We start from the raw sequence: 24,364 nt of genomic DNA, 5'->3' as shown, positions 1-24,364 counted from the left end.
TTCCGTGAGGGCGGCTGTAAAAGGCCGTCCTTTTTTTATTTTCTGGCCAATTCTTTGTACCGGCCAACCTCAATCTTCAATTTAGGGTCGAAACGGTCTTCTGCTACCTCCAGATCATACCGGGATTGCAGGTTCATCCAGAATTCCGGCTCCACGCCGAAAAACCTGCCAAGCCTGATTGCGGTGTCACCAGTGATGGCGCGTTTGCCCAAGACGATTTCGTTAATCCGCCGGGGCGACGTTTTAGTTTCACGCGCCAGAAGGTTCTGGCTAATACCCATAGGCTCCAAAAATTCCTCAAGGAGGATTTCGCCCGGGTAAATAGGTTCCATCTTTTTCATCTTAGGTTTCCGGATTTAATGATAATCCGCGATTTCCATATCATAAGCGTCCCCATCATGCCAAATGAAGCAGATCCGCCACTGGTCGTTAATCCTTATACTAAATTGGTCGGCCCTGTTTCCCTTTAAAGCCTCTAGCCTGTTGCCTGGGGGTATGTTTAAGGCTCCTAGCGATACAGTCGCGTCTAGCATGTTTAGTTTCTTTTTTGCCGTCCTTTGAATATCTGGCGCCAATTTTTTACTAGGTTGCCTGTGAAATATTTTTTCAGCTTCCTTATCCTTGAAGCTCTTTATCATAAGGCAATATTATATCCTATGACGTTATAAGTCAATATGAATCGGCATTAAGCGCATCACCACCTCACCCTACCAGGTTATATTCCCGCACACGGAATTTTACCCCCAGCCCGTCCTCCACGAACCTGCGGGCCGTTTCAATATCCACCTTGTCCGGGATGGCCACTACCGTGGCGGTCACTTTGGGTATGCGCCCCTTGCATAGTTTTATAAATTCCACCGTGGCCTCCCACGCATGGGGTATTTGCGGGTCGCAGATTTCATCGTATATCTGCGGGTCGGTGGCGTTGAGGCTTACCGATACTGTGTCTATAAGCCCGGCAATTTCCGGGATGATGTCCCGTTTGGCGATGTGGTTGCCGTGGCCGTTGGTGTTAAGCCGGGTTACGCCGCCGTTTTCCTTCACCCACTTCGCCACGGCGAGAATCACATTCAACCGCAATGTCGGCTCGCCATATCCGCAGAACACTATTTCGCTGTAATTCTCCGGATCGCCGATGGCTTCTATAAGCTCCTCCGCCGAAGGGTCGCGGGTAAGGCGCAGGTTGTGACCCTGGATGGTGTCCGAATAGAACCGGGGGCAGAAATAACACCGGTTCGTGCATGCTCGGGTGACGTTCAGGTATAGGGAGTCGCGGATTTTATAAACGATCTCCCCCTCTTTGGCCCCGCCGATGTTGAACAGCTCCTCGAAATTGGTGACGCTTATCCGTTGGATGTCCTCATACGTAACGCCTCTGGTCTCCGCCGCCGTTTTGGCCACTTCCGGCAGATATGAAGGCTCGTTGCGGGCGCCCCGGTTTTTCTGGGGCGCAAGATATGGCGCGTCGGTCTCTATCAACAGCCTGTGGCCCGGCACGGCTTTCACCGCCTCGCGAAGGCCGCCAGCTTTAGGGTAGGTGATGTTCCCGGCGAACGATATGTGCAGGTTTAGCTCCAGGAATTTGCGGGCCTCCTCCGGCGAGCCGCCGAAACAGTGCATCACCCCGCCTGTCTTTTCTATCTCTTCTTCCTTGAGTATCCGCAAAGCGTCTTCATAAGCGTCCCGGCAATGGATTATCACCGGTTTGCCCAGTTCGCGGGCGATGGCTATGTGGGCGCGGAAAGAATTTTCCTGAACATCCTTTGGCGCCCGGTCGCGGTAATAGTCCAGCCCCGTCTCGCCGATGGCCACAACCGCCGGATGTTTTGCCAGGTCGCGGATTGTGGACAATGTTTTCCCGTCCGCCATGGTGGCGCTGTTGGGATGTATCCCGGCGGAGGCGTACATCCACCCGTGCCGTTCGGCAAGTTTAATGCCCAGGTGGGAGGTGGGCGCGTCGTACCCCACGTTAAGGATAAGGCTTACGCCGGCCTCCTGGGCTCGGGCGATGGCCTCTTCCCGGTCGGCTTCAAAAGCCGGGTCGTTCAAATGGCAATGGGAATCGGCGGGCATAACTGCCTGTTCAAAAATTAGCGCAGGATGGTGGCGGCCCGGTCCTGCCCTGTGGATATGATGCTGACGGGGGCGCCTGTAAGCTCCTCCACCCGCGCGATGTAGTTTTTAGCCGCCAAGGGCAAGTCTTCATAACGGGAAACGCCGGATGTGGAGGTCTTCCAGCCTTTCATGGTCTCGTAAACCGGTTTGCACCGGGCGAACACGTCCGTGTCTTCGGGCATGTGGGTTATGGTCTCCCCGTCCACCTCGTAGGCCACGCATATTTTAAGCTCGTCGAAGTCGTCCAGCACGTCCAGCTTGGTAAGGGTTATGCCGGTGATGCCGTTCACCTCCACGGCGTATCTGCCCACAACAGCGTCCAGCCAGCCGCACCGGCGCGGCCTGCCGGTGGTGGCGCCAAACTCGTGTCCTATCTTGCGCAGGTCTTCACCCATCCCGTCGCAAAGCTCGGAAGGGAAGGGGCCTTCACCCACGCGGGTGGTGTAAGCTTTCATGATGCCTATTACGTATTGCACGGCCCGGGGCGGTATCCCCAGCCCCGTGCATGCCCCGCCCGCCGCCGCCGGTGAACTGGTGACGAACGGATAGGTTCCCTGGTCTATATCCAGCATGGTGCCTTGGGCGCCTTCGGCCAGCACGTTCTTGCCGTCGGCGATGGCCTTGCGGATTACCCTGCCGCAATCGGACACGTAATCTTTCAGCCGCGCCGCGTATTTCATATACTGTTCGAATATCGGCTCCGGATCAACGGGTGGCTGGCCGTACAGTTTTTCCAGCAGGGCGTTTTTCTGCGTCACCGCCGCCGTCAGCCTGGTCTTGAAATAATCCGGTTTGAAAAGGTCCAGCATCCTAAGGCCGGTCCTGGAGGCTTTGTCCGCGTATGCCGGGCCGATGCCCCGGCCGGTGGTGCCTATCTTGCCGGCGCCGGAGTTCTTTTCGGACGCCTGGTCCATTAGCTTGTGATAGGGCATTATTAAATGCGACCTGCCGGAAACCACCAGCGAGCCTTTCACGGTGAATCCTCGTTTCTCAAGCTCGTCTATTTCCAGCAGTAGGGCTTCCGGGTCTATAACCACCCCGGCTCCTATCACGCAGGTTTTTCCCTTGTGCAGGATGCCGGAGGGAATAAGGTGCAGAATATATTCCTCGGCCCCCACCACCACCGTGTGTCCGGCGTTGGCGCCCCCCTGGTAACGGGCGATAACGTCCATGCTTTCGGCCAGCATGTCCACAACCTTGCCTTTGCCTTCATCGCCCCATTGGGCGCCAACAACTACAGTAACGGGCATATCACTTCCTTCACTTAACTTTCCTGCGATGCAGGTAATTGGCCGGACGGCCCATCATGTCTTCGGCGTGGGCTTTTGTTTCCTTCCCGTCCGCCGTGTCTATAATCTTGACCATGTCAGGCGGCGTGTCCTTGTCGCCGCACACTATCACAGTCATTATCTTCATCCCGGCCGCTTCTTTTATTATTTCATGAATCGGCCTGGATATAAGCTCCTGGACTATCCTGAACCCATGCTCCCTCAACCGGGCCGCCAGAGCGTCCACTCCCACCGCGTCATTCAATTCCACCAGCGTGGCGTCCGCCGGGGCCCATCCGGCCGGTTCCCCGGCCCGGGTGAAATGATCCAGTATCCGGTCCACATCAATGGCGAACCCGGCTCCGGGAATGTCCGCGCCGTAGAGGGAAAGGAGTTTGTCGTACCGTCCGCCGGAAAGCACCCGTTTGCCGATGCCTTTAACGAAACCCTCGAACGTGACGCCGGTATAGTAGCCCATCCCCCTGGTTTCGCCAAGGTCTAGCGTAACCTTGGCCCCAAGCCCGCGTTTGACGAGGAGTTCTATTATCTTCGAAAGGTTAATCAGCGCCTCTTCCGAGCCTTTGTTTACGGCCTTGGCCTTCCCGGCAAGCTCCACCCCGCCAAACAGCGTTGGCGCCGCCAACAGGGCTTCTCTGGCGGGGCCGCTGGTTTTGTGGTTTTCCAGCGCCCGTTCCAGCCCGCGCATGTCTTTTTTCTTGAGGGCAAGTTTCACCTCGGCCCGGGCTGGTTCAGCCAGGCCAAGCTCGTCCACGATGGATTTTATATAACCGGCATGGCTTAGCGAAATGTGCCCGTCTGCCAACCCCAGCCTGGCAAGAGATTCCAGCGCCAGCGCCAGAATCTCCGCGTCGGCCTCCGGGGAAGATAACCCCACAAGCTCCGCCCCGGCCTGGTAAACCTCCATCCTGCCTCCGGCGCCGGGTATCTGCGACCGGTAAACAGTGGCCGCGTAACACAAACGCACCGGTTTGGGCCGGTTATAAAGCGATGTGGCCGCAAGCCTGGCTATCTGCGGGGTAACGTCGGAACGGAGCGCCAGCGGTTTTCCACCACCGGCGGGATCGGTGAAGGTGATGACCCGCTTCAGCGTTTCGGCGTCCAGCCCACGCGAAAGCACATGGAAAAACTCCATGGCTGGTGTTTCCACCCGCATGTATCCCCAGCTTTCCAGCAGGGAAAGTATTCTGCTTTCGATATGGCCTTTAAGCGTGGCTTCTTCGAAAAGAAGGGCTTTTACGCCCCTGGGAGCGTCTATCACAGCCTGACAAGCCTCACTTCCCGCACGTTTTCTATTTTCGAAAGCTGGGAAATAACCGCGGGTTCGGGGGCCGAATCCACAGTTACCACGGCCATGGCCAGCCCGCCCTGTTCCACCCGGGTAAGCTCGAACGAGGCGATGTTGACCCCGTTTTTCCCCAACGCCGTTGCCACGGCGCCTATAACGCCAGGTTTGTCGTTGTTGGTGAAAAGTATCATGTCGCCGCTCAAGTGCGCTTCCAGGTAAAAATCGTCCAGCTTTAACAGCATGGCCCTTCCGCCGGGGAACACCGCCCCCTCGATCCTTGTTTCACGGTTGCCGGTGGTAAGTTTCACCCCTACCACCGAGGTATAGCTACCCTCCGCCGCGCTGGATGTGGAAGACACAGTAACGCCCCGGCTCCGGGCCAGGTGGGAGGCGTTCACGAAATTAACGGTTTTCCCCACATGGGCCTCCAAAAGCCCTTTCACCACAGCCTGCGTGATGGCCTGGGTGGGCAGGGCCGCCGCGTCGCCCATGTACGTTATCTCCAGCTTGGTGGGCGCCCCTCCGGCCGCTTGGGCTATGAACAAACCCAGTTTCTCCCCCAGCTCAAGATATGGCCTCACCACGGGGATCTGCTCCGGGCTCAGCGATGGCACGTTCACAGCGTTGATTATCACCCCACGGCTGAAAAAATCCACAACCTGGTGGGCTATGCCCAACGCCACGCTTTCCTGGGCCTCCTTGGTGGATGCGCCAAGATGGGGCGTGGCCACAAGCTCGTCCATTTTTATGAAGTCCATGTCGTCCGGCGGTTCTTTCTCGAACACGTCCAGCGCCGCCCCGGCCACGATACCCTGCCGGATGGCCTCGGCCAAATCCTTCTCGTCCACTATGGAACCCCGGGCGCAGTTTATTATCCGCACCCCCTTTTTCATCTTGGCGAAGGCTTTGCTGTTCAACAATCCACGGGTTTCATCGTTGAGGATGGTGTGGATGGTTATAAAGTCCGCCCTGGAATACAACTCCTCCAGCCCCACGGTTTCCACCCCAAGCTTCTCGGCCGCCTCGGGGGAAATGTACGGGTCGAACCCTATCACTTTCATCTCCAGCCCGCGGGCACGTTTGGCCACCAGCGCCCCTATGCGGCCCAGCCCGATAATCCCAAGGGTCTTGCCGCAAAGCTCCACCCCCATGAAGGTTTTTTCCCACTTGCCGGATTTCATGGAGGCGCTGGCCTGCGGTATCTTGCGGGACAGCGCCATCATCATTGCTATGGCGTGCTCGGCGGTGGTCACGGCGTTGCCGCCAGGGGTGTTCATCACCACCACGCCCCGTTCGGAGGCGGCGGGAACATCCACGTTGTCCACCCCGATGCCTGCCCGGCCCACCACTTTTAGGTTGTCAGCGGCTTCTATAACCTCCCGCGTAACTTTGGAGCCGGAACGGATGACAAGGCCGTCGTAAGGGGCGATTACAGCGGCCAGTTCGGCGGGCTTGAGCCCGATCTTCACATCCACTTCAAACCCGGCGCTTTTGAGAATCGCAAGGCCGGCGTCGGAAAGCTTGTCGCTCACCAGTATCTTGATAGGGTCACTCATTGGGCTTTAACCGTCATTTTAGGAGTTTAATCAGCCGCCGTACCTGGCGTTCAGCACAGCCTGGGCCGCGGCCACTCCCGCTCCCATGGTTACGGGCTTGCCGGTTTTGGCCAGCGCCATCTCCAGAGCGCCCATGGCGATTACCATGTCGAACGAGTCGAAATAACCCAGATGGGCTATCCGCACGATCTTGCCCTTCAGCGAGTCCTGTCCCCCGGCGAAGGTTACGCCGTAATTGTCCCGCAGGTCTTTTATCAGCTTGCCGCCGTCCACCCCTTCCGGCAGATACACGCCGGTGGCCGAATTTGCCGGGGAGGCGGGCGCCAGCGGCCTTAAACCCAGCGCCGCCGTTCCCGCCCGGCATGCCCGGGCCAGCAGGTCGTGCCGCTTGTAGGTGTTCTCAAGACCCTCGTCGAACAGCATCTTCAACACCACACGCAGGCCGCATATCAAGGAGACAGCGGGAGTGTACGCGGTGGTGTGTTCCTTGTAGTTTTTCAACTCCCGGTTCAGGTCGAAATAATATTTGGGGAGTTTCGATGTTTTCGTCCTTTTCCAGGCCCGCTCCGAAAGGGCGATGAAAGCCAGCCCCGGCGGAAGCATCAACGCTTTTTGCGAGCCGGTTATCAGCACGTCTATGCCCCATCCATCCATGGGCATGTCCACCACGCCGACGGAGGTGATGCCGTCCACGATCAGAAGCGTGTCTTTCCCCTCGGTGAGTTTGGCCAGTTCCTTTATGGGATGGGCCGCCGTGGTTGATGTCTCCGACCCCTGGGTGAGCACCGCCGCAATCTTCGGGTTGCGCTCCAGCGCTTCGGCCACGGCATCCGGAGATACCCCCTCGCCCCATGGCACGTTGAGCCATTCCACGTTCAGCCCATACGCCTCGGATATCTTGCCCCAGCGCTCGCCGAATTTCCCGGCGTTCACCACCAGAACCGTGTCTCCCGGGGAGAACAGGTTCACAATGGCCGATTCCATCGCCCCCGTGCCGGAAGATGCCAGCATAAGCACATCCTGCCCGGTGCCGAATATCTCCTTTAAACCTGCGGCGCACTCGGCGAATATGGCCGAAAATTGCGGTGTGCGATGGTGCATAATGGGTTTTGCCATCTCCAGCAAGGCTTCTTCTGGCACTGGGGTGGGGCCGGGGGATATTAGGTACCGTTTCTTCATCTGGGAACTCTCCATTCGCAAAAGTGGAAGCTGTAAACCTGGATCATCCTTATTTTAAGCGGAAAGGGAAACCTTGGGGCTCCCCGCAAAAACGCGGCGCCCTAAAGCGCCGAACCGTAATTATATACGGCGACCCTAATCCTTTTCCACCACAACCGTGTCGGCCATTTTGTCATGGAACGACTGGCTTTTTTTGTCGAACAGGGCGTAGATAAACCCGATGTACAGGAAAGAGCTGATAAAATAGCCGATAGCCCGGATGAAGGCGCGAATATAATCTATATCCATTCCGTTGGTTCCAACGACCTTTATGCCCAACAGGTATTTGCCGGGGGTTTGGCCGCCGTTGGCCGTGGCCAGGGTGAAATAGCCGATGAATGCGACGGAGTTTAGGCCGTAAACCAGCCATACCAGCGAGAACAGCGCCTCGAATTCTCCCATATCACTCGTATCGCCCGCCAGTGTGCCCACCGAAACGATAACGGTGAATATGACGATTATGAAGTTATCCAGAAAATATGCCACGAACCGCCGGATAAACGAGGCGTAAAGGGCAGGGGGGGCTATGGAAGGAGAAGGACCCTCCAGAGGGGGAGGCAATGCGGGAGCGGCGGGCGGCGCCGGATTTTCCTCGCTTATATTTTCCACAAGGCCGACGGGGCTAAAGTTTCAGGCCCAGGTCGTCGTCGCCTATTTGCAGATCCAGATCGCCCAGGTCTATCTCTTCATCGCCACCTTTTTCACCGAACAGGTCTTTATCGTCCAGAGAGAGCTCTATGTCGGCGAAATCGTCTTCTTCAGGTTTTTTAGCGGTTTTGGCGGCGGCGCCTTCTATCTTGACGGTATCCTCATCGGCTTTGGCGTCTTTTATCTCGATATCGCCTATCCCCTCGATGTCCAGATCCAGGGAAATCCCTTCCTCCTCTTCGGCGGCGGACCCGCCTATGACTATTTCCCCAGGCTCTTCCACGGCGGCGGCTTTTTCTTCCAGGGCGGACAGGGTGATACCCCCTTCGTCCTCTTCATCAAAGCCTCTCATTACAATGCCGCCTTCTTCTTCCGGCTCACCCAAGGATATGGATCCGCCGGTCTCTTCTGCGGGGGTTTTTTCATCGCCCATGCCGATGTCCAGCTCATCCCCCAGGCTGAGGGTGAAGCCGCTGTCGGAGGCGATCTCGTCTATACCGGCGTCAAACTTGATTCCTATGTCTTCCGTTCCGCCGGTTTCGGAGAGGATCTCTTCGGTGGACTCGCCGAAATCAAGCTTAATGTCGTCGGCGGAAAACTCCGCTACGGCGGGCTCCTGCGCTGACGGGGCTGAAACATCTTCTATGAGGATGCCGTGATCCGCTTCCTCATGGAAAGAGAAACCGGCTGGAGCTGATGGCTCCGCGGAGGGCGCGGCCCCTTCCACAAAAGTGAGGACGCCCAGCGACACCGGCTCAAGGAACTCAATGCCATACTGTTGCTTATGGGAGGATAAATCCTTAGAGCATTTTTTGCAGGTGTCCAAAAACTCGAAACTGACGTAACTGCAATACGGGCATCTCATTTGGAAACTTCCCCCAAGCCGGATAATTTAAAGATAATTATCGTATAAATAACACAAAAAGTCAACAGGATTGAATTATTTACTTCATCCTATTTCTAAGTTTACACAAAATTTCTATGCCTGAAAAGTCTTCGCTAACCTCTCCAGCCCCTCTTCCGTGTTTACTAATGGGGTGTAGCCTAACTCTTCCCTGGCCTTTGTTATATTAAAGTAGTGGGGCATGGCCAGTTGTTGCGCAAGAAACCGGGTCATGGGCGGCTCGTCGTTTCGTCCCAAAACGCCATAGATAAATTCCAGCGCCCCGCCGATTGTGTACGCCACCGGGTACGGGATATGTTTGGTCACCGGTTTCCCTCCCAGTTTTTCCAGGATGCGGTTTACGAACTCCCAGCAGTTCACCGGCTCCCCCTGGCTTATGAAATAGGCGGAACCCGCCACTTTGGAGCCTGTTTCCAGCCGCTGGGCCGCCAATAGATGGGCATCCGCCGCGTTCTCCACATATACGGTGTCTATAAGGTTTGCGCCATCGCCCACTATCCGTAGCCGTCCGGCCTTGGCGCGGGCCAGCAGGCGGGGGATTAAATTCGTGTCCCGGGGGCCCCATACCAGATGTGGCCTGAGGGAGCATGTTAAAAGTCCGGGGCCGTTGGCCTCTAAAACCTCCCGCTCCGCTATGGCCTTGGTCATGGGGTAGAAGGCTGTGTGTTTGGCAGGGTATGGGTATGTCTCGTCTATTCCTTCGTGGGGTTTGCCGTCGAACACCACCGAAGGCGAACTGGTGAATACCAGTTTCCGCGCGCCCTGGGCCCTGCAGGCGTTGATAACGTTCCGCGTGCCCACCACGTTTGTCTGGTGAAACTCCCGGTGATTCCCGCCGATACCAACCTTGGCCGCCACATGGAAAACCGTGTCCACCCCAGCCGTGGCTTTCATCACCTCATCGCTTTCGCCCACGTCGCCGCAGAACGTCTTCACCCCCATGGCGATAAGCTCCGGCTGAGGGTTTCGCGACAGGGTTTGAACATCGGCCCCAGCCGCTAAAAGCTTTTCTACGATATACCGCCCCAAAAAGCCGCCTCCGCCGGTTACCAGCGCTTTCATGGCGCCGCCTTGTAGAAACCGGAAGCGGGCAGGGACTCGGCCCAGTCTTTAAGATTTTCGCGGAATATCTTGGCGTTGTGCCGGGCATCGGTAGGAAATTCATTATGGAACACGATTAACTTGATGGGAGCGCTGATCGGGTTTTTGGCTCCCAATTCAAAAAGCTCCGAGGCGATTTTCCCTTTATCCGCATCGCAGGATGAGCGGTTCAACTCCACCACTATCACGGGCATCTGCTCAGGCGCCTGCCCGATGCCAATGAGCGCGGACCGGAACACCTGCGGATGCTGGTTGAACACCGCCTCGCAGGGGATGGTGAACAAAGGGCCATTATTTGTGACCACCCGGTGGCTTTTCCTGCCGCAGAACCATATCCTGCCTTTTTCATCCTTGTATCCGGCGTCCCCCATACGGTGCCACACCGCGCCGGTTTTTTTATCATATATCTTCGCCAGCCGGGTGTTTTCGGGCAGTCCGTAATATTGCCTGGTCACCACTGGCCCTGTGGCGGCGATTTCGCCAATCCGGCCTGGGGCAAGGCAAAGGGTTTCATCCCAATTATCAATCACCCCGTCATTGATCCCGATTATCTCCACCCGGATCTCCGGCAACGGTTTTCCCACGCATACCCCATGTCCCTGTTTGGTGGATTCCGAGGTTTCGCTCAAAACTTCCTCACCGGTGATGTCGGCTATCGGAAGACATTCGGTTGCGCCGAAGGGTGTGTGCGTGGCCGCGCCCGGGGATAGGACCCCATGCCGTAGCAGACGGTGGTGGATGGAGTCCCTCACCGGCGCTCCGGCCATGAGCGCTTTTTTTAACGTGGGCAGTTTCACGCCGTTATCCACGCAATAGGCGCTCACCTTTCGCCATATGGCAGGGGAGCCGAAAGTGAAAGTGACTTTCTGGCTGTTGATTGCCTCCACCACTTCCGCCGGGTCGGCGGAAACCGGGCGTGTGGGATCTATTCTCGGGATCACCACCCTCATGCCCATGGACACCGAGAAGAGGGCGAAAAGCGGGAACGCCGGCAGGTCCACATCGTTCCCGGTTATCCCGTACTGTCTTTGTATCAGCCGCACCTGCGCGCCGAAAATGCCATGCTCATAAACCACCCCTTTCGGGGCGCCGGTGGAGCCGGAGGTGAACAGGATGGCGGCGGTGTCTTCTTCCCTTGTGGGGGCCGTTGTGAATGGTTCGGCGCCCTCTTTTCTAACCTTTTTCCACGAATGGCCGCCCCAGAAAAGCCTGGGCCCCACCGTGATGAATTTATCAACGGTCCTAAAGTAACCAGGATAAAGAATCCTGCCTATGTGGGCCTTGGGAATACCGATAAGGGCCGAGGCTTCAGCCTGCCGGACGCAGTTTAAAAAATTCTGTTTCCCCACGCCGGGATCAATCATCACCGGCACGGCGCCGGTCTTGAAAAGGGCGAACGCCAACGCCATAAAATCGAATCCCGGTTTTACGAATAGCAGGGTTCGCGCCCCGTCTTTTATCCCCAATTCCCGAAGACCCCTGGCGTACCTGTCGCACTCATCGTTCAACTGGCGGAAAGTGTGGTGTTGGTATCGGGTGCTGGCGCCATGCCCGCTTATGGGGACAGACACGGCTACCCTGCCGGCGTATTTACCCGAGGCGGTGGTGAGCAGATCGCCAACGTTGAAAAGACCGCTCATTGGGTTCTTTCAAGGAACGCCTTTATGAAGGGGATTATCTCCTCGTGGGCGTCTTCCAGCGCCAGATGCCCGGCGTTGGTTAGCATGTGCGCCTCCACGTTTTTCAGCCTTTTGAGCCATTCTTTTAGAAACCCCTCGTGGAAGCAGAAATCCTTCATGCCCCAAAGGGCCAGGGAAGGGGTGTTCTCGAAAATCTTCAGGTTATCGCCTATGTTCTCCACCAGCCTGTAAGTAGGGTGGGCGGGCGACATGGGAATGTCCTGCACGAACCGGGCAATGGCTATCCTGTTCTCCGGGCTGTCGTATGGGCCCAGGTAGCCCTGTTTTACCGTGTGGGTAAGCCTCTCCGGTTTGTTGGTGGCCATTTTAAGGTTTATGGCCCCACCGGCGAATGCGTTGAGTTTCCTTACAAGAAACTCCCCCACATAGGGCCACGCGCAAACTTTTATCCTCATAGGCACGTCGGTTGAGGGGAAAGCGGCGGTGTTGAAAATGATGATGGATTTAACCATCTCCGGATTCCTGATGGCGTGGCCAAAACCTATGGCCCCGCCCCAGTCATGCACCGCCAGCGTGAACCGTTCCAGCTTTAGTTTGGCAACAAGCGCCGACAGGTTGCCTATATGCGTTTTAAGGGTGTAATCGTAATCCTGCGGTTTGTCCGAAAGGCCGCAACCCATATGGTCCGGGGCTATCACCCGGAACTCCCCCCGCAAGGCCAGCGCCAGTTTCCGGTAATAGAACGACCATGTGGGGTTGCCATGCAGGGCCAGTATTACCGGCGCCTCCTCCGGCCCCTCGTCCAGATAACTTAGCTGATGGCCGTTTATGTCTATTCTTTTGGGGGTGAACGGGTATTCGTCCCTTATGTCGGCCAGATCAATCCCCATGGCCGCTCCTCACCATTCCAGCCCCAGCATTACGCTGTTGAGCCCGCTTCCTATGCCCATCAACACAGCCCTATCCCCTTTCTTGAACGCTTCTTGCTCCAGCCCCATGCCAAAGGTTATGGGCAGGGAAACCGACCCCACGTTCCCCAAAAACTCCAGAGTGGCGAAATCTTTGGCCATGTCCACCCCGATGGATTGATACAACAGGCGCCGGTGGGCCACTCCCACCTGATGGGTGAAACAGCGGCTTATGGTTTCCGGGTTCCAGCCGGTATGGCTGATGAAATCTTTCCACGTATCGGCGGCCAGTTTGCAACCCGCTTTCAAAAGCTCTTCCGAATCGGTTTGCATCAGCGGCGTGGCGTTGGAACTGAAGCCCAGGTCCATATCGCTGGTGCACAGGTTGTTGCTGGAAGTGTCCGCCCGGGCCACGCCCCCAATAAGCTTGAGGCCGGTTTTGGATATTTTGCGGGAGGCCAGCGTTACGGCCACTGCTCCGGAGCCTATGGTGAGCGAGGCGAAAGCCAGTTTCACGCTTTGCCGGGTAACGTTAGGGTCGGACAACAGCGAGTTTATGGTGCTTTCCACCAGCGTTTCACCCATCTCCCCCGCCATCACTATTCCCGCCTCGATATGGCCAAGCTCAATCATCGCGGCCAGTGTAATTATTCCGTTCAATACTCCAAGGCAAGCGTTGGATATGTCGAACACCATGCAGTCGGGGCGCAACCCCAGGCTGTTGTGCTCAAAACTGGCGGTGGCAGGCTCCAGGTAATCCCTGCAAACCGCGCAATGGAACAGCGCGCCGAATTTTTCCAGCGGTATTCCCGACGCGGCCACGGCTTGTTTGCCCGCCTCCTGGGCCACGGCGCTGGGCCGCGTGCCGGGGTTCCAGAACCTGCGTTCCCGGATGCCGGACATAAGCTCCAGCCTTCCATGGGGCAGTTTGAGACGGTCGTAAAGAGGCGCCAGGCGTTCCTCTATCATGGCTGAGGTAACCACGTTGGGCGGAAGAATATACCCAACCGATTCAATACAGACGTTTTCGAACTTCATTACGTTGGCGTTGGCTCAAAATAAAACAGTTTCGGGTTTGGGTGGTGTCCCAGTTTGAATCTCAAATAACAGACAGATCCTTCACTTCGCTTGCGCTTCGCCCAGGATGACAATGTTATCAACGGCTTTTATATTGTCATTCTGGGCGTAAGTGAAGAATCTCCCCTGTACTTTCAAACTGAGACACTACCCGGGTTTGAAAACCCTTGATACAAACGTTACATTCTATATGTTGAGGCCGCCAATTGCAAAAATCCTGTGGTAGGCGTATATTTTAATAAAGAGTATGAATTATTCACTTATACTCTTTACTCACTCCGGCGGAAAAGGTGATCATGAATGCCAACCTGACTAAATCCTGAAAAAACAATGGATAATCTTGGAGGCACAAACCAAATTGAAGCGTCCAATCCGCATCGCCTAGAAGAAAAGGCGCCAGGTGAATTTTATTCCCATCGCTTCTCTCCAAAATTACTTCTCATTGTATCCGTGTTGGCTATATTCGCCGCGGAATACATGGGAATGTTGGTTTTGGAGATGTTTCAAGATATGCATTATTTGGCCAAAGCGGGCCTGGACGCTTTGTTCATATCATGTACCGCGTTGCCTCTCATCTACTTATTGTTTTACCGCCGTATTCTCCGGCACATGGAGGATATGCGTAAGGCGGCCATGGATTTGAAGCGTGACGATGATTGGCATAAATCAATATTGAACACCACCAACGACGGTTTCCTGGCTTTTGACGATAAACTGCGGTTTCTGGAGGTTAACGCCGCATACTGCAAAATGACCGGGTATGGTCACGATGAACTGCTGAAAATGTCGGTGCTTGACGTTGAAGCCGATCACAATCCCGATAAAATGACCATCCAAAAGGAAAAAATAGACAAGACCGGCTTCACGCGCTTTGAGACCCGCCACAGGCGGAAGGATGGAAGCCTTGTGGATGTTGATCTAAGCGTCTCATATCTCCCCCAATATGAAGGCGGGCGGTTCATATGCTTTCTCCGCGACATCACAGAAGCGAAGCTGGCGCGGACCAGGTTGCGGGAAAGCGAGGAAAAATTCAGGATAATCAGCGAATCCGCCAACGACGCCTTGATCATGGTGAATCAACGGTGGGAGGTGTCTTATTGGAACCGCGCCGCCGAGCGGATATTCGGCTGGCCGGCCGGGGAGGTTGTCGGGGCGCAATTATTTGGTCTGCTCCTTCCATCGGCGAACCGCGCCGACGATAACCGGGTCTCCGGCCTTTTCAGCCAGACGGGCGAGGGGCCCCAATACGGAAAAACCGTGGAATTGGCCGTTTCCAGACGCGATGGGATGGTTTTTCCGGCGGAATTTTCGTGGTCCATACTTAGAGCTGGCGACGGATGGAACGCCATTGGAGTGGTAAGAGACGTGTCGGAGCGTAAGAAGAAAATGGAGGAACTTATGCTCCAGTCCGAAAAAATGGCGATTATCGGGCAAGTGGCGGCGGGGGTAGCCCATGAGATCAACAACCCGCTTGGTTTTGTTTATTCAAACCAGGCATGGATTGAAAGAAACTGTGTCGCCGCTTTCGACTTGATGGGCGAAGAGGGGGGCGTTATCACTCCCGAGATCAAAACCCGGATTCTGCGGTTGAAAGAAAGCTTGCGCGAAGTGATGGCCGAATCGGCGGAAGGGCTAAAAAGGATCATGAAAATCGTGCAGGACTTAAAAACATTTTCCCATCCATCGGGCGAAATGTGGGAGCTTTCCGACATCATAACGATAGTGAACAGCGCCCTGAACATGATGCGCCACGAGATAAAATACAGGGCCGATATCAATTGTGAATATGGCCCGGCGCGGATGGTGGAATGCGTTCCGGCGCAACTGGGGCAGGTTTTCATGAATATTTTGTTAAACGCGGCCCAGGCCATGGATGCGCGTGGCGTCATAACCATAAGGACCAGCGCGGAAAATGGCGGCGTTGTGGTGGAAATCAGGGATACCGGTAAAGGAATCCAGCCCGAACATTTGAACCGGATATTCGATCCGTTTTTCACCATCAAGCCCGCAGGTGTGGGTACAGGATTGGGTCTTGCCCTGTCGCGCGAAATCATAAACAGACATCATGGGACAATATCCGCCGAAAGCGAATTCGGTCACGGGGCTGTTTTCCGTGTATGGCTTCCTGTTGCCCAGCCCCATCCGGAGCCGGTGGTATTTTGACGGTCTTCCAGAATTAACCCGGGCCGTCACATAATGCCTGACCCGCCCGCCTGGAAAAAGCCGATATGTATTCAAACAAAACCCTGTGGCAAGCCCGGCCCGGTGCTATAATTTCCGCTTTAACTGATACATTGCGCTGGAAACAATGGGAAATACCGCTGAAAACGACATACAAAACATCCGGGACGAATTTATAAGCTCGCTTACGGCCGCCGAGGGGCTGGCCGGGGTGGAAAGCGTCCGCGTCAAATACCTGGGCAAAAAGGGGACAATAACCAACATCTTAAAATCCCTGGGGGGCCTTTCGCCGGAGGAGCGCAAGGCGGCGGGCGCTCTGGCCAACAAGCTTAAAGCCGAAGCCGAAAGCCTTGTGGCCGAAAGGGAAGAGCGTTTTAAAAAAGAAGAGCGCGCCCGCAAGCTGAAAGAAGAACAGCTGGACATCAGCCTGCCTGGCGCCTACTACCGCGCGGGCAGTTCCCACCCCATTCCGGCCACCCTTATCGAAATATGCGAGGTGTTCACAGCCATAGGTTTCACCGTGGCCGAGGGGCCGGAGATAGACACCGAAGAGAACAACTTCGACATGCTCAATTTCAAGAAAGACCATCCCGCCCGCGACATGCAGGACACTTTCTACATAAGCGAGGGTATCCTTTTACGCGCCCACACCTCCACGGTGCAGATACGCACCATGCTAAAACAGAAACCGCCCATCGCCATAGTGGCGCCGGGGCGGGTGTACAGGCGCGATTCGGACCAGACCCATTCCCCCATGTTCCACCAGATTGAAGGGCTGTTCGTTGACACAAACGTGACCTTCAGGGACTTGAAGGGGATACTGAAAATCTTCCTGGAATCCACGTTCCGCAAGGGCATTCCCATACGGTTCAGGCCCAGTTTCTTTCCGTTCACCGAGCCTTCCGCCGAGGTGGACATAGGTTGCACAGTGTGTAACGGCTCCGGATGCAGGATGTGCAAGAACACCGGCTGGCTGGAGATAATGGGTTGCGGCATGGTGGACCCAAACGTGTTCGAGGCGGTGGGGGTGGACCCGAAGGTTTACTCCGGTTGCGCTTTCGGGATGGGCGTGGAGCGCATAGCCATGCTCAAATACAGGTTGTCGGACATCCGCAAATTCTACGAGAACGACATGCGGTTCAACCGGCAGTTCACGGGTTTGCGGTAAGGTTTTTAACGGGGCGCGGTTACCGGCCCAGGAACGCCCCAAGCCGTCTTACGCCTTCTTTAATGTTCTCTTCGCTGGTGGCGTAGCTAAGGCGGATGTATCCCTCGCCGGACGGGCCGAAATCCACCCCCGGCGCCACGGCCACCTTGGCTTTCGCCAGCGCCTCCATGGCGAACGAAAGCGAGTCGCCGGAGAATCCTGAAACGTCCACAAAAACGTAGAACGCCCCTTTGGGCCGGATGGCTATTTTCAATCCAATCCGCTCCAGCCCATCAATCATCAAGAGCCTTCTGCGGTTGAACACCGTCCGCATCTCTTCCACATGGCTGGCGCATTCCGTGATAGCCGAAAGGGCCGCCCACTGGGCCACCGACGAGGCGGAAATATACAGGTTTTGCTGGAGTTTTTGCATGGGCCGGACCAGGTTTCCGGGCGTTATGGCGTATCCCAGCCTCCAGCCGGTCATGGCGTACCGTTTGGAGAACCCGTTTATCACGATATTGTCGCCGGGCAGTTCAAGGATAGAGGTTGGTTTATCCTCGTAATGCAGGCCGTGATAAATCTCGTCGGACACTATGCTAACGCCAAGACTTGCCAGGCGCTCCATGGCATGCCTGCCCATCATGGAGCCGGATGGGTTCGATGGGGAGTTTATTATGATGGCTTTTGTCTTTAGGGAAAGCTTTCTTTTCACGCTCTCCATGGTTAATTGAAAACCCTCGCTCTCCCGCGCTTGCGCATACACCGGTGTTCCACCAAGGAACCTTATGAAGTTCGGGTAGCACGAGTAACACGGATCGGCGATTATCACCTCGTCGCCAGTATCAATAAGCGACGCCAGGGCCATGAACAGGGCGTTGGATGACCCGGCGGTTACGATTATCCGTTCCGGATTTACTTCCACCCCATAATCTTTCGTGAAGCTTGCGGATATGGCCTCCCGCAGTTCCGGCAGGCCCAGGCTTGGGGTGTATTTTATGTGCCCACCCTCAATGGCGGCGATGGCGGCTTTCCGCGCGGGCTCCGGCGTGTCGAAATCCGGCTCGCCTATCTCCAGGTGGATTATGTTTTCCCCGGCCCGTTCCATTCGCCGGGCTTCCTCCAGCACGTCCATTACGATGAACTGGGTGATTTTGGATACCCGTCCGGAAGGCTCGCGCGGCATGGTCACGCCTTGCTGAAATGGTAAAGCGCCGCGCTCACCGCGCAAAGCCCGGCGGTTTCGGTCCGCAAAACAGTTCCGCCCAGCGAGGCGGTAACAAACCCCCGGGCCGTAAGCCTTCGCGCTTCATCGGCGCTCAAACCCCCTTCAGGCCCCACCACCAGTATCAACGAACGGCCTTCGCCGCTATCGGCCAGCGCGGACTTTAAGGAGGCGGTTTCTTCCTCCCATAGCGTAATGGAAATGTCCGCCAAAGGTATCTCATCTATGGTGGAGACATCGGCCACCATGGCCGGTTTATGGGCCCGGCACTGTTGCGCCGCGGCCTTGGCGATAGCCCTCCAGCGCTCAACCTTTTGTTTCATGCCCGCCTCGTCCGGCCTGGCCACGCACCGTTCCGTAATGACAGGTATTATCTTCTCCACCCCCAACTCACAGTTCATTCGGATGATATCGTCCATCTTCCTGCCCTTGGGAAGCGCCTGGGCCAGGGTTATAGAAGGGGCGGTGGAGGCTTTCGAATGACTCTCGCCGATAACTTGCGCTTCCACCAGGTCGCGCTCGATACGGCTTATTTCGCAGGACAGTTTCGGGCCTTCGCCGGTGGATACGGTAATGATGTCCCCCGGCGCCATGCGTAACACGGCGCATATGTGGCGGGCGTCCGGCCCCTGGATGGTAACGGTGTCCCCCGTCACGGCGCCGGGCTCCACGATGAACAGCCTCAAGAGAGCGCCTCGCTAATGGTGTTCATCGTGCGGCGGGGATGGCGCAAATCATTTCACCCCGGAGCCGTCCACCGCCATGTGGCCGGTCTTTATGGAACACAGCGACGCGCACATGGTGCAAACTTCCTGGTCGTCCGGGTTTGTTTCGGCCCGGCGTTCCCTGGCCTTTTGCGGGTCCATGGCCAGGTTGAACTGGGCCTCCCAGTCCAACGCTTTTCTGGCGCGGGCCATGTTGTCGTCCCAATCCCTGGCGCCCTTGATACCCTTAGCGATGTCCGCCGCGTGGGCGGCTATGCGGGTGGCGATGACCCCGTCGCGCACGTCTTGCGGCGTGGGCAGGCGCAGATGCTCCGCCGGGGTGACGTAACACAGGAAATCCGCCCCGGACGAGGCGGCGATGGCCCCGCCGATGGCGGCGGTGATGTGATCGTAACCCGGAGCCACGTCTGTCACCAGCGGGCCTAATACATAGAACGGGGCGTTGTTGCACAGCCTCTTCTGCAACTGCATGTTGGCGGCTATCTGGTTCAACGGCATGTGGCCGGGGCCTTCTATCATCACCTGCACGCCAGCTTTTCGCGCCCGTTGGGCCAGTTCGCCCAGCACTATGGTCTCCTGCACCTGGGCGCGGTCCGTGGCGTCCGCCAGGCATCCGGGGCGAAGCCCGTCGCCAAGGCTCAATGTCATGTCATATTCCCGGGCTATCTCCAGCAAACGGTCATACTGGGCGTACAGCGGGTTCTCGGCGTCGTGGTAATCAATCCATTTGGCGTGTATGGCTCCGCCCCGGCTCACTATGTCCAGCAGGCGCCCCTCTTCTTTCATCCTTCGCACGGACTCACGGGTGATGCCGCAATGGATGGTTATAAAATCCACCCCGTCCCTGCCGTGGTCCTCTATGGCGCGGAACATGTCCTCCGCCGTCAGGTCCAGCAGGTGTTTCCCTTCGGCCACATTCTCGGCGGCGCATTGGTATATGGGCACCGTGCCGATGGGAACAGGGCATTGGGCCATCACGGTTTTCCTTATTAACGGTATGTCGCCGCCCGTGGAAAGGTCCATTATGGTGTCGGCCCCGGCGGATATGGACACGCGCATCTTCTCCAGCTCGTTCTCCATGTCCGTGTCGTACCCGGAGGAGCCGATGTTGGCGTTGACCTTGGTTTTCAGCCCCGCGCCGATGGCCAGACCTTCGATGTCATGCCGGTTGTTCTTGGTGATGACGATGGAGCCGTTCAATATGCCGTCGCGGATGAACTCCGGCGAGACGTTCTCGCTACCGGCAAGGGTCTTCATGGCGCCGGTGATCTTGCCCTCGCGGGCGGCCAATAGCTGTGTAGTCATGATGTTACATCCCGTGTTTCAGGCGAATTCCAATAATAAGGCGCGCGGGCGCGGATATGCTGATGAGGGGGATGGCGATGGCGTCCATTTGCGCATCCCTCCGCCGGCATTACCCGGATCAGGTTGTAAGGGTTGCTTCTCAGCCTGTGTCAAGAAAGGCGCCCCTTGCGCGTTAACAATAGATTTAAAGATAGCGCAGGGGGCGAATGGAAGTCAAATATGGCGGATTGAGGATTTGATGCCCTAAAACTCGCTCAACACCCTCTTGGAGGCGGAACGGATAACTCCGCGCCATTGCTGGTAAACCTCGCGGAACACGTTCTCGTCCACCACGGTCACCATCAGCCCGGCCCGGTCGCCGCCGGTAAAGGGCCTTACGCCCACCCGGTAATGACCCTGCACGTTTTTGTAGAAGATCATTTGCCGGTCGTAATCCTTGCCGTCATACATGCCGTATTTTGAGATGTACTGGTCGGTCATGGACTCTGGCGTAAGCAGACCCGACGGGTCGCACACCACATATTCGTAAGAGTACAGTTTGCCGGTCGCGGCTGGTTTGGTTTCAGCGGCGGTGGTGACTGCCGCAACCGGGCCCGACAAAAACAAAAGCCTCGGCGCGGAGCCGCATCCCTGTTCCGGGGATGTCACCGTCATCACCGGTATTTTAGCGGCTATGCGTTCGGATATCTTGATGTCTTCCGGAGCCGGGGCCCACACACTTAGTTTGTCCGCGTCCTTGGTGAACTTGAGCCAGTTGGTTTGCCCCGAGTCTTTCAAGGCCGGGGCCGTTTCCAAAAACAGGGGCGCGCCGGGGGTGAACGGGCCGAAATCCACCCGGTTCTGCCGGATCTTCACCGGCTTGTCGGCGGCCATGGCCGTGGTGGCTATAACCATAAAAAATATCGCAACCAGCATTATCACTCGTTTCATCGCGCTACCCTCATGTTTACGGGGTGGAACAGGCTCTTGTCATTCACCGCCAGGCTATACCTGGGGAACTCGGTGGAGTCTCCCCTCAAAGGAAAACGGTACAGCGCCGCCGAACCGGGCACATGGCTCCCCAGCGAAACTTTCATACCCTGGATGTGGGGATTGTTCGAAAGGTACACGCCGGGAACCGATGGGGAACCGTGGCCGTAAACCCAGCCGTAAAGGCTCTCTATATCAGTCTTCCACCGGTTTTCCACCAGGAAATATACGAATCCCGCGTCCCGGTCTATATAAACCGGATCCAATGGCCTGGCGTTGCTGGCCATGGCGGGGCCAAAGGCAATAATTGCCCAAACAGCCAGCGTGAAAGGCAGAATTTTCATGTTATACGCCCTGGTTTACCTTTTTTCCCTTCTGGTGATGGATAAAAGCAAGCGCCGGGCCAAAATGCGGTTTGCTTGATTTGGCTGTTGAAATATACTAACCCCATCCCCGGCGCCGGGGACAATAACAGTTCGCGTTCGAGGTTTGGGAAATGTCCGATTTTTATGACTTTAAGGGTATAGAGGCCAAGTGGCGCTCAATTTGGGAAAAGAATAAGACTTTCGCGGTGGAGCGGGATCCCGCAAAGCCCAAATACTACCTTCTGGAGATGTTCCCATACCCCTCCGGCAAAATACACATGGGGCATGTGCGAAACTACACAATCGGCGACGCCATCGCCCGCAGGAAAACCATGATGGGGTTCAACGTGTTGCATCCCATAGGGTGGGACAGTTTCGGCATGCCCGCCGAAAACGCCGCCATCGCCCACAAGTCCCATCCATCCCCGTGGACTGTGTCCAACATAGACAGGATGCGGGAACAGTTCAAATCCCTCGGCCTCTCATACGACTGGGATAGGGAGCTGGCCACCTCACACCCAGGTTATTACAAATGGACCCAATGGATATTCGCCCGCATGTTCGACGAGGGGCTGGCTTACCGGAAGAATTCCTTCGTCAACTGGTGCGAAAGCTGTCACACCGTGCTGGCCAACGAGCAGGTGATAAACGGCCAGTGCTGGCGGTGCGACTCGGTGGTGGTCCAGCAGGAGCGGGAAGGATGGTTCCTTAAAATCACCCAATACGCCGAGGCCCTGCTCAACGCCTTGGAAGAATTGAAAGACAACTGGCCCGAGAGGGTGTTGACCATGCAAAGGAACTGGATTGGCCGGAGCGTGGGGGCGGAAGTGGATTTTCCCATAGAAGGGGGCGGAGCCCTCAGGGTTTTCACCACGCGGCCCGACACGCTTTATGGCGCCACGTTCATATGTCTGGCCCCGGAGCATCCGTTAAGCCGCCAACTGGCCGCCGGTACGGAGCTGGAAGGCGAAGTGGATGAGTTTATCCAAAGCGTCATCAACCAGGACAAAATAGAGCGTTCCGCCGAAGGAGCCGAGAAGAAAGGGGTGTTCACCGGCCGTTACGCCAGGAACCCGTTGAACGGCGAACTTGTGCCCATCTGGATAGCCAACTTCGTTCTTATCGAGTACGGCCACGGAGCCATTATGAGCGTTCCGGCCCACGACCAGCGGGACTTCGATTTCGCCGTGAAGTACGACCTGCCTATCCGCATCGTCATCCTCCCGGAAGGCAAAGGCGCGGACGAGGCGGGCGAGATGGACGCCGAATCCATGGCCGAAGCCTATGATGGCGATGGATTGATGGCCAATTCCGGTCCGTTCACCGGCTTGCGCAACCGGGAGCAGGGGATTGAAAAGGTCATCGAACACCTGGAGGCGAAAAACATCGGCAAGAAATCGGTGAACTACCGCCTCCGCGACTGGGGCGTTAGCAGACAAAGGTACTGGGGCGCGCCTATCCCGGTGGTGTCTTGCCCCAAATGCGGGCCCGTGCGTGTGCCCGATGAACAATTGCCGGTGATATTGCCCACCGATGTGGAGTTTCCGGAGGATGGCAAATCGCCGATAGCCTCCCTCGACAGGTTCATTAATACCACCTGCCCCAAATGCGGTGGCTCCGCCCGGCGGGAGACCGACACTATGGACACGTTCATGTGCTCCTCCTGGTATTTCACCCGCTACACCTCCCCACGGCTTACAACCGCCATGGTGGAAAAAGATAATGCAAACTATTGGCTTCCGGTGGACCAGTATGTGGGCGGCATCGAACATGCCGTTTTGCACCTCCTGTACGCCCGGTTCTTTATGAAGTTCCTTAAAGACATCGGCGTAGTGCCCGTGGGGGAGCCGTTCCAGCGGCTTCTCACCCAGGGGATGGTGATTAAAGACGGGGCCAAAATGAGCAAGTCCAAAGGAAATGTGGTGGATCCGGACGATCTGATCAACCGGTTCGGGGCGGACGCCACGCGGCTTTTCATCCTCTTCGCCGCCCCGCCGGAGCGCGACCTGGAATGGGACGACGCGGGTATAGAAGGCGCCTCGCGGTTCATGAACCGTGTATTCAGGATCGTCAGTTCCAACGCGGAGGTTGTAAGCACCGCTGGCTCGGCTTCTGATGGGCTGGACGGGCTGGAAAGGGAAACCGCCTCCCTGCGCCGCATGACGCATAAGACCATCGCCCGGGTGAATAACGATTTCGAGCGGTTTCAGTTCAACACCTCCATCGCGGCAATCATGGAGTTCGTCAACGCCCTTTCGGCGTTCAATCTGAAAGAGGGTGACGTTCAGGGGGCCGCTATTCTGAGGGAGGCCATTTTAACTCTCATAACTCTTCTCCAGCCTATCACCCCCCATCTCTCCAGCGAGCTTTGGGAAACTGTTGGTGGGGAAGGGGAGATAAACAGGACCTCCTGGCCCATCGCTGACGAAGCCTGCATGAAAGAGGATGAGATAACCGTAGTGGTGCAGGTAAACGGTAAACTTAGGGGTAAAATAACCTTGCCCGCCGGGGCTAGCGACGAGTTAGCGCAAAACACCGCCCTGGCGGATCCTAAGGTTAAAGCATCGCTGGAGGGCAAGCCTGTGAAAAAGGTGATTGTGGTGTCAGGACGGCTGGTGAACATAGTTATATAAGCCTATGCCGATAGCGCCATAAGCATAGTTTAAGCCTATCGGCATGGGCATCTCGTGGGCGATATGGGTATTC

At 56.5% G+C, this 24,364-nt stretch carries 21 protein-coding genes and 1 riboswitch; of the genes, 3 read left to right on the top strand and 18 right to left on the bottom strand.

The features are described from left to right. Positions 1–35: 35 nt before the first annotated feature. The 13 genes from HY751_03195 to HY751_03135 all read right to left on the bottom strand — a co-directional run bounded on the left by HY751_03195 (position 36) and on the right by HY751_03135 (position 13,702). On the bottom strand, positions 36–341 hold the full coding sequence (locus HY751_03195) for a HigA family addiction module antidote protein (protein ID MBI4665400.1): 306 nt from the start codon (positions 339–341) through the stop codon (positions 36–38). 15 nt (positions 342–356) lie between these two features. Further along, positions 357–638: a type II toxin-antitoxin system RelE/ParE family toxin gene (locus HY751_03190; protein MBI4665399.1), complete on the bottom strand. Its 282-nt coding sequence runs from the start codon at positions 636–638 to the stop codon at positions 357–359. Between the two features lie 64 nt (positions 639–702). Then, positions 703–2,073 (bottom strand): YchF/TatD family DNA exonuclease, encoded by a 1,371-nt coding sequence (locus HY751_03185; protein MBI4665398.1) that lies wholly within the window; start codon positions 2,071–2,073, stop codon positions 703–705. Between the two features lie 17 nt (positions 2,074–2,090). Then, positions 2,091–3,365 carry an adenylosuccinate synthase gene (locus tag HY751_03180; GenBank protein ID MBI4665397.1) on the bottom strand — a complete coding sequence of 425 codons (1,275 nt, stop codon included), beginning with the start codon at positions 3,363–3,365 and terminating at the stop codon, positions 2,091–2,093. A gap of 10 nt (positions 3,366–3,375) precedes the next feature. Continuing rightward, a complete protein-coding gene (hisZ, locus tag HY751_03175) occupies positions 3,376–4,662 on the bottom strand; it encodes an ATP phosphoribosyltransferase regulatory subunit (GenBank protein ID MBI4665396.1) in 1,287 nt (428 codons plus the stop codon). Continuing rightward, positions 4,659–6,245: a phosphoglycerate dehydrogenase gene (locus HY751_03170; GenBank protein ID MBI4665395.1), complete on the bottom strand. Its 1,587-nt coding sequence runs from the start codon at positions 6,243–6,245 to the stop codon at positions 4,659–4,661. The genes hisZ and HY751_03170 overlap by 4 nt, the downstream gene beginning before the upstream one ends. A 30-nt stretch (positions 6,246–6,275) precedes the next feature. Next, complete coding sequence (locus HY751_03165) at positions 6,276–7,424, bottom strand: alanine--glyoxylate aminotransferase family protein (GenBank protein MBI4665394.1); 1,149 nt, start codon at positions 7,422–7,424, stop codon at positions 6,276–6,278. A 135-nt stretch (positions 7,425–7,559) separates the two neighbouring features. Then, positions 7,560–8,072: an RDD family protein gene (locus HY751_03160; protein MBI4665393.1), complete on the bottom strand. Its 513-nt coding sequence runs from the start codon at positions 8,070–8,072 to the stop codon at positions 7,560–7,562. Between the two features lie 13 nt (positions 8,073–8,085). Further along, a complete protein-coding gene (locus HY751_03155; protein ID MBI4665392.1) occupies positions 8,086–8,976 on the bottom strand; it encodes a hypothetical protein in 891 nt (296 codons plus the stop codon). A gap of 114 nt (positions 8,977–9,090) precedes the next feature. Continuing rightward, positions 9,091–10,077 carry an NAD-dependent epimerase/dehydratase family protein gene (locus HY751_03150; protein ID MBI4665391.1) on the bottom strand — a complete coding sequence of 329 codons (987 nt, stop codon included), beginning with the start codon at positions 10,075–10,077 and terminating at the stop codon, positions 9,091–9,093. Beyond that, positions 10,074–11,756 carry an AMP-binding protein gene (locus HY751_03145; GenBank protein ID MBI4665390.1) on the bottom strand — a complete coding sequence of 561 codons (1,683 nt, stop codon included), beginning with the start codon at positions 11,754–11,756 and terminating at the stop codon, positions 10,074–10,076. The genes HY751_03150 and HY751_03145 overlap by 4 nt, the downstream gene beginning before the upstream one ends. Then, positions 11,753–12,646, bottom strand: coding sequence for an alpha/beta fold hydrolase (locus HY751_03140; protein ID MBI4665389.1), 894 nt, complete (start codon positions 12,644–12,646; stop codon positions 11,753–11,755). The genes HY751_03145 and HY751_03140 overlap by 4 nt, the downstream gene beginning before the upstream one ends. Before the next feature lie 9 nt (positions 12,647–12,655). Then, positions 12,656–13,702: a 3-oxoacyl-ACP synthase III gene (locus HY751_03135; GenBank protein ID MBI4665388.1), complete on the bottom strand. Its 1,047-nt coding sequence runs from the start codon at positions 13,700–13,702 to the stop codon at positions 12,656–12,658. A 657-nt stretch (positions 13,703–14,359) separates the two neighbouring features. Between HY751_03135 and HY751_03130 the strand changes: the two genes are divergently transcribed. Together HY751_03130 and pheS are read left to right on the top strand one after the other, a co-directional pair. Continuing rightward, complete coding sequence (locus HY751_03130; protein MBI4665387.1) at positions 14,360–15,904, top strand: PAS domain S-box protein; 1,545 nt, start codon at positions 14,360–14,362, stop codon at positions 15,902–15,904. Positions 15,905–16,049: 145 nt separating this feature from the next. Beyond that, on the top strand, positions 16,050–17,090 hold the full coding sequence (gene pheS, locus HY751_03125; GenBank protein ID MBI4665386.1) for a phenylalanine--tRNA ligase subunit alpha: 1,041 nt from the start codon (positions 16,050–16,052) through the stop codon (positions 17,088–17,090). 19 nt (positions 17,091–17,109) lie between these two features. On the opposite strand, the gene HY751_03120 is transcribed toward pheS, so the two are convergent. The 5 genes from HY751_03120 to HY751_03100 all read right to left on the bottom strand — a co-directional run bounded on the left by HY751_03120 (position 17,110) and on the right by HY751_03100 (position 21,637). After that, the gene (locus tag HY751_03120; GenBank protein ID MBI4665385.1) at positions 17,110–18,255 is read right to left on the bottom strand and encodes a pyridoxal phosphate-dependent aminotransferase; all 1,146 of its coding nucleotides are present in this window, start codon (positions 18,253–18,255) and stop codon (positions 17,110–17,112) included. A gap of 2 nt (positions 18,256–18,257) precedes the next feature. Then, positions 18,258–18,980, bottom strand: a complete 723-nt coding sequence (locus HY751_03115; protein ID MBI4665384.1) for a 16S rRNA (uracil(1498)-N(3))-methyltransferase — start codon at positions 18,978–18,980, stop codon at positions 18,258–18,260. A 48-nt stretch (positions 18,981–19,028) separates the two neighbouring features. Further along, positions 19,029–20,327, bottom strand: a complete 1,299-nt coding sequence (gene thiC / locus HY751_03110; GenBank protein ID MBI4665383.1) for a phosphomethylpyrimidine synthase ThiC — start codon at positions 20,325–20,327, stop codon at positions 19,029–19,031. A gap of 75 nt (positions 20,328–20,402) precedes the next feature. Further along, a riboswitch (TPP riboswitch) is annotated at positions 20,403–20,500 on the bottom strand. Positions 20,501–20,567: 67 nt separating this feature from the next. Continuing rightward, the gene (locus tag HY751_03105; protein ID MBI4665382.1) at positions 20,568–21,254 is read right to left on the bottom strand and encodes a hypothetical protein; all 687 of its coding nucleotides are present in this window, start codon (positions 21,252–21,254) and stop codon (positions 20,568–20,570) included. Beyond that, on the bottom strand, positions 21,251–21,637 hold the full coding sequence (locus HY751_03100) for a hypothetical protein (protein MBI4665381.1): 387 nt from the start codon (positions 21,635–21,637) through the stop codon (positions 21,251–21,253). The genes HY751_03105 and HY751_03100 overlap by 4 nt, the downstream gene beginning before the upstream one ends. Positions 21,638–21,789: 152 nt before the next feature. Here HY751_03100 and HY751_03095 point away from each other — a divergent pair, with 152 nt between their 5' ends. Then, entirely contained in the window at positions 21,790–24,291 is a 2,502-nt protein-coding gene (locus HY751_03095) for a leucine--tRNA ligase (GenBank protein ID MBI4665380.1), read from the top strand. The last annotated feature ends 73 nt before the right edge of the window (positions 24,292–24,364 follow it).

Source organism: Nitrospinota bacterium (assembly GCA_016208975.1).
Taxonomy (GTDB): Bacteria; Nitrospinota_A; UBA7883; order UBA7883; family JACRLM01; genus JACQXA01.
Note: the sequence above shows the minus strand (reverse complement) of the source record. Positions and strands in the feature narration are given on the sequence as shown.